This window comes from Peribacillus sp. NPDC096379, assembly GCF_044762875.1.
GTDB lineage: Bacteria > Bacillota > Bacilli > Bacillales > DSM-1321 > Peribacillus.
In genome coordinates, this window is record NZ_JBIWFD010000016.1 from 1 (window position 1) to 5,850 (window position 5,850).

Sequence of the window (5,850 nt, forward strand, 5' to 3'; positions counted from 1 at the left end):
TTTAAAGCATTTATAGAATTTAAAAAACTTGAAAAAGAAAATCAAAAGAGGTTGAGTACCTAAAGGGCACTCAACCTCTTTAATTTCCTATAATTGACTTTATGTCAACTGGAATTGTATACAGTATTCATGTAATACTTAGAGACTATGTTCAAAGGTAAGGGTAAATCTTATCAAGACCTAAAATATAAAAAATAAAGGGTGATATCATACACATTAACATGTATGATATCACCCTTTTACTTCTTGTTTAACAAACGCGCCCTATTCTTGAATAAACAATATTATCTTTTGTTCCCGTACACTTTTATCTCGATACTCCATACCAAAATACAGTCCAAGCTTCTTCAAAGCGAATTAGAAAATCATCATAAATAAAGCTCTCCGTAAATAATCCATCCAACAAGAAATAAAAAGCTGACCGGAACGTTTGTTTAGGGATATCTCTTAATTGTCCTTCTTCTATTCCTTCGATATAAAATTTGTTTACAATATCTTCTATTTGACTGTCTCCTCGACTTACAATTGTTTTAACTTCTTCTTTTAATTCTACAGGCGGAAAGAATAAAAAGCGTACATACATCATGCCTTCTTGTTTATTTTGGATAAAATCACAGCTGTTTTTAAATAATAAATAAAGCCTTGTTTCCAAATTCTCATTTCTATGTCGCTCATATGTACCCTTCATTCTCACGAGTAAAGCATCTATAACCATTTCTGCTACGTATAGATACAAATCATTTTTACTTTTAAAGTGATTATATATCGATGGTTTTTGTATACCTACTTCTTTTGCGATTTGCGATAAAGTTGTTCCTTCATAACCATGTAGAGCAAAGGAACACTTAGCTGCTTCAATAATTTGGTCTTTGGTATTCAATACCTTCATCCTTTCAAAAAAGTAGTTGAAAATAACTAAAATCGGCGTTATACTAACTACCGTTAGTTAACTATAGTACAAAGAAGGTGTGTGAACAAATATGTGGTTTTTAGTCATCATTGCAGGCATTTTTGAAGTTGGTTGGGCAACAGGATTAAAACATGCCAACTCGCCTTTAGAATGGATTCTTACTGTAATAGGAGTTGTTGTTAGTTTTGTACTGCTTGTCCGAGCTGCTACAACTTTACCTACAAGTACAGTATACGCAGTATTTGTAGCGTTGGGTACTGTTGGAACAGTGTTTGTTGATTTCTTTATCTTTAAATCCTCTTTTAATTTAGGTATGCTCTTCTTTCTTCTCTTACTTCTTGTGGGAGTACTTGGGTTAAAACTTGTCACAGGGAAGCAGGATGCAGAAAGGAGTCAAGAAAGATGAGCTGGGTATTTTTAATTATCGCAGGTATTTTTGAAATCGTTGGTGTTACTGGTATGCAGATTATGGTGAAAGGACAGAAACTAAAAGGATTCCTTATTATATTAATTGGTTTTATTATTAGTTTTACTCTTCTTAGTCTTGCGATGAAGACCATTCCTTTAGGTGTCGCTTATGCAGTTTGGACAGGTATTGGAACTGTAGGTAGTGCAATCATAGGAATGTTGTATTATGGTGAATCCAAAGATAAATTGCGTATTTTCTTTATTGCATTGGTAGTAGTGGCAGTAATCGGTCTAAGATTAGCATCTTAATTTTATTATAAACAAAGTGGAGGACATAAAATATGACTTTATGGTTTACAGAAAAACAAACAAAATCCTTTGGCATAATGGCTAAATTGACGAAGGGACTACATTCTGAACAAACGAATTTTCAAAAGTTGGATATGGTTCAAACTGAGGAATTTGGTAATATGCTTGTGTTAGACGGTATGGTAATGACAACTGAAAAGGATGAGTTTGTTTACCATGAAATGATTGTACATGTACCTTTATTTACTCATCCGAATCCCAAAAAGGTATTAGTTGTAGGTGGGGGTGACGGTGGTACGATTCGAGAAGTATTAAAGCATCCAAGTGTAGAAAAAGTAGTTCAAGTGGAAATTGACGATAAAGTGGTTGAGTATTCTAAACAGTATCTCCCTCAAATTTCTTGTGAATATGGTAATCCACGAGCAGAGCTTATTATTGGTGATGGCTTTATGCATATCTTAAATAGTGAAGATGAATACGATGTTATTTTGGTTGATTCTACAGAGCCAGTGGGTCCAGCAGCCCACCTATTTACAAAAGGTTTTTATGCCGGAATTTCCAAAGCATTAAAAGAGGATGGGATTTTTGTTGCTCAGACAGATAACCCATGGTTCAAGGGTGACCTGATTCGAAATGCTGTTCGTGATACAAGAGAAATTTTCCCTATTGCACGCTTATATACATGCAACGTCCCAACATATCCAAGTGGAATGTGGACCTTTACTATTGGTTCGAAAAAGTATGAACCTTTACAAGTAGAAACTTCAAGATTTTTCGAACTTGATACAAAGTATTACACACCTGAATTGCATAGAGCGTCATTTTGTCTACCGAAATTTGTTAAAGACTTATGTAAATAAACTTAGTAATGGAGAGCATTGGTCCAGCAGGATTGATGCCTTTTTGTTATTATTCTTTATTTACGATCACTCAAAAAGAATTAAGTTGAGATATCATTGAAAAAGGATCTTCCAGTGAAGATCCTTTTTTTATTACCGATAAGGGTGATTATGTCCACTTACTTGAAGGTCATACGTATTTCACATGGAATCATACACATATGAGTTTGAGTGAAATGAGGGTGAACAATCCATGAGTGTAGATCAAAAAGCATCCATACGAAGCATTTTAGAAGTATTAGCACAAGAAGGAGTAAAGACAGGCGATGTGGCTAAACAAATACCTGGCATAAGTGAAAAACCATTTAGACAGGCATTAAAAGAGGCAGGATATAAATTTAGAAACTCTGGTCAAAAGGGTTGGTTTTTTATTGGAGAAGGTGAAGAACCCCTTGATAAAAGTATTTTTGATTATGTGAAATCGAATTCACCTAAAGTTCATACACCTTTCACACGAAGTAATCAGAAGTTCACTGCTCATTCACCTATTGTTCATGAGCCGTTCACCCAAGATGAAATCCATATGATTAAGGACATGCTTAAATCATGGCAAGAGGTTACCCCAACTACACAAACCAATGAGCCAAGTCTTTATGACCGCGTCAAACAGTTGCCACAAAGTGACAAAACAAGAAAGACGATTGTTATTGATCGTGTCATTGGTAAACGTTTAGATGAGTTTTGTGAAGCTGAGAGGATCAATAAGTCTGATGTGTTGCATGTAGCATTAGCCGACTTTCTAGAAAAATATGAAAAGTGACCAAAGAAACAAAAAGGATTGGATATCTAAGAGGTACCCAATCCTTTTTTTGCCGGTAATTGACTTTATGTTAACTAGATTTGTATAACGTATTCATCTGATTTAACTAACAGAGCAGGATTTATTATGAATGTTGAAGAATAAAATCCCTTAAAGGAAAAAATACGGGGTGGTTTTGTGAACCAAGATGACCAAGACAAAAAACAAATAGAAGAACATAAAAAAAATCCAATGGGTAATTTCTCAGACTCTATTAACCGTTCAATGATTGGTGATTTAGGAGCATTAACAAAAGGCGGTTGTCTTACAAGAGTTATTACTTTGGTTATAATTATTGGAGGATTACTTATCCTTTCACAATGTTCTTATTAAGCTAACAGCTATAGTAAAATAAGCATGAAAAAAGATCTTCGATTGAATGATCTTTTTTTTATGCCGATAAGAGTGATTATGTTAACTTACTTGAAGGTCATACGTATTTCACATGGAATCATACATATATGAGTTTGAGTGAAATGAGGGTGAACAATCAGTGAGTGTAGATCAAAAAGCATCCATACGAAGCATTTTAGACGTATTGGCACAAGAAGGAGTCAAGACAGGCGATGTGGCTAAACAAATACCTGGCATAAGTGAAAAACCATTTAGACAGGCATTAAAAGAGGCTGGATATGAATTTAGAAACTCTGGTCAAAAGGGTTGGTTTTTTATTGGAGAAGGTGAAGAACCCCTTGATAAAAGTATTTTTGATTATGTGAAATCGCGTTCACCTAAAGTTCATACACCTTTCACACGAAGTAATCAGAAGTTCGCAGAGAGTAATAAGGAATTCACGAATCATTCACCTATTGTTCATGAGCCGTTCACCCAAGATGAAATCCATATGATTAAGGAACTGCTTAAATCATGGCAAGAGGTTACCCCAACTACACAAACCAATGAGCCAAGTCTTTATGACCGCGTCAAACAGTTTCCACAAAGTGACAAAACAAGAAAGACGATTGTTATTGATCGTGTCATTGGTAAACGTTTAGATGAGTTTTGTGAAGTCGAGAGGATCAATAAGTCTGATGTGTTGCATTTAGCCTTAGCCGACTTTCTAGAAAAATATGAAAAGTGACCAAAGAAACAAAAAGGATTGGATATCTAAGAGGAACCCAATCCTTTTTTTGCCGATAATTAGTCTTATGTTAACTAGTTTTGTATAGAGTATACATGTGATTTTAAAGGATCTTGTTCATTTGTTGCAGAATAATTTAGTAAGTAATTGGTATTTTTTGTAGTAAAGTTAGAATATTAGATATTGAATTTAAGGAGGATAAGAAGTGAAGAAAATAACAAAATTTTTCTTCTTTTCGTTATTGATATTACTTTCCTTAAACGGATGTAATTCAAGTAATGTAGATGAGGATATATTTCAATTTAAAGATTCATATGTAGGCGATAATAGTGCAGTAAGGAGCATTGTAAGGCAATTACCATTGGGTGAATATTTTAATGGGTTTGAACTTAAAACCAAAGAAGAGCCTTATGGAATGATTTTGAATTATACAAATATGGATGCAGAAGAAATAGAAAAAAACTACAAAGAAACGGCAATATACAATGCTACATTTATATTTACATTAGTCAAAAATGCAAAATGGATTACATTTAATTTTGATGACCAAGAATATAAAATAACAAAAGAAGACTTAGAAAGTTGGTACGGAAAAAAATTAAGTGAATATACGAGTGAAGAAGACCTAACAAAACTCACAAAAAAATATTTAGAAGATGAAAGTAAAGTGAATCAGTTTTAAAAAAAATAGAGTACTTCTTCCTCAAGTAAATGGTGTTTAGTTCAATAAGCAGCTAAAAGGATCTTCCAGCCGAAGATCCTTTTTCAGTACCGATAAGGATGATTATGTTAAGTGCCTTAAGGTACTCTTTTCAATGTACGAAAGTATGCAAAATCATACATTCAGAAAAACTCCTTCTTCTATTAGGGGAGGGTCAGTTGAGAGAACAGTAAATCGTTGACTGTTGTTAATTGTCTTGTGAAAGCTAGTATAACGAGAGGTTATGACTATACCTCAAATATAAAAACAACCAAGCATACATCCTTTACAAATGGGCAAATATCTACCCCTTATTGAATATGGACACATACATAGGTAATCACCTATTTTGAGTGAAGATAAGCTCATTCACTAAATTAGGGCATAACATGGAAATGAGTATACATCCTTGAAACACAAGAAATATTGCCTCTTATAAAAGACAACCAAGACCTCCTATTTGGAGGCCTTGATTGTCTTTTATAGTTATCATTGTGCATGATGCTGTGCTCCAGGAAACCAGACCGGCACTTATAAGAATTAGTTGAACAAGCCCTTAAGCTTCAGGAAACTCGCGGTCTTCTCCGAATCCAACTATATCATCTAATCGAAGAAAATATTTTAGAAATTGTTCAAGCGTGGAACCATCACTATTACTTTCAACCTCTACGTTTTCAGGAGTTGTCGTATTTCGTGTAGGCACTAAAACAATGAAATCTTTATGAACTTCACTCACTGTGCCTT

General features: G+C 34.1%; 9 protein-coding genes. 7 read left to right on the forward strand and 2 right to left on the reverse strand.

What is annotated here, in order from left to right:
* Positions 1-307 precede the first annotated feature (307 nt).
* Positions 308-880, reverse strand: a complete 573-nt coding sequence (locus ACIQZI_RS24170) for a TetR/AcrR family transcriptional regulator (RefSeq protein ID WP_403078330.1) — start codon at positions 878-880, stop codon at positions 308-310.
* Between the two features lie 100 nt (positions 881-980).
* Between ACIQZI_RS24170 and ACIQZI_RS24175 the strand changes: the two genes are divergently transcribed.
* From ACIQZI_RS24175 to ACIQZI_RS24205, 7 genes are all read left to right on the forward strand, one after another.
* Positions 981-1,316, forward strand: coding sequence for a DMT family transporter (locus tag ACIQZI_RS24175; RefSeq protein ID WP_403078334.1), 336 nt, complete (start codon positions 981-983; stop codon positions 1,314-1,316).
* A complete protein-coding gene (locus tag ACIQZI_RS24180; RefSeq protein ID WP_403078337.1) occupies positions 1,313-1,627 on the forward strand; it encodes a DMT family transporter in 315 nt (104 codons plus the stop codon). Before ACIQZI_RS24175 ends, ACIQZI_RS24180 begins: the two co-directional genes overlap by 4 nt.
* Positions 1,628-1,659: 32 nt before the next feature.
* Positions 1,660-2,487, forward strand: coding sequence for a polyamine aminopropyltransferase (gene speE / locus ACIQZI_RS24185; RefSeq protein ID WP_403078345.1), 828 nt, complete (start codon positions 1,660-1,662; stop codon positions 2,485-2,487).
* 232 nt (positions 2,488-2,719) lie between these two features.
* Complete coding sequence (locus tag ACIQZI_RS24190) at positions 2,720-3,286, forward strand: hypothetical protein (protein ID WP_403078351.1); 567 nt, start codon at positions 2,720-2,722, stop codon at positions 3,284-3,286.
* Between the two features lie 177 nt (positions 3,287-3,463).
* Positions 3,464-3,658 (forward strand): DUF6366 family protein, encoded by a 195-nt coding sequence (locus tag ACIQZI_RS24195; RefSeq protein WP_403078354.1) that lies wholly within the window; start codon positions 3,464-3,466, stop codon positions 3,656-3,658.
* A 160-nt stretch (positions 3,659-3,818) separates the two neighbouring features.
* Entirely contained in the window at positions 3,819-4,406 is a 588-nt protein-coding gene (locus ACIQZI_RS24200; RefSeq protein ID WP_403078357.1) for a hypothetical protein, read from the forward strand.
* A 205-nt stretch (positions 4,407-4,611) separates the two neighbouring features.
* Positions 4,612-5,088: a DUF4825 domain-containing protein gene (locus ACIQZI_RS24205; RefSeq protein WP_403078360.1), complete on the forward strand. Its 477-nt coding sequence runs from the start codon at positions 4,612-4,614 to the stop codon at positions 5,086-5,088.
* Between the two features lie 574 nt (positions 5,089-5,662).
* Here the strand turns inward: ACIQZI_RS24205 and ACIQZI_RS24210 are convergent.
* Positions 5,663-5,850, reverse strand: a 188-nt coding sequence (locus ACIQZI_RS24210; protein WP_403078363.1) for a hypothetical protein, incomplete at its 5' end; no start/stop codon positions are given.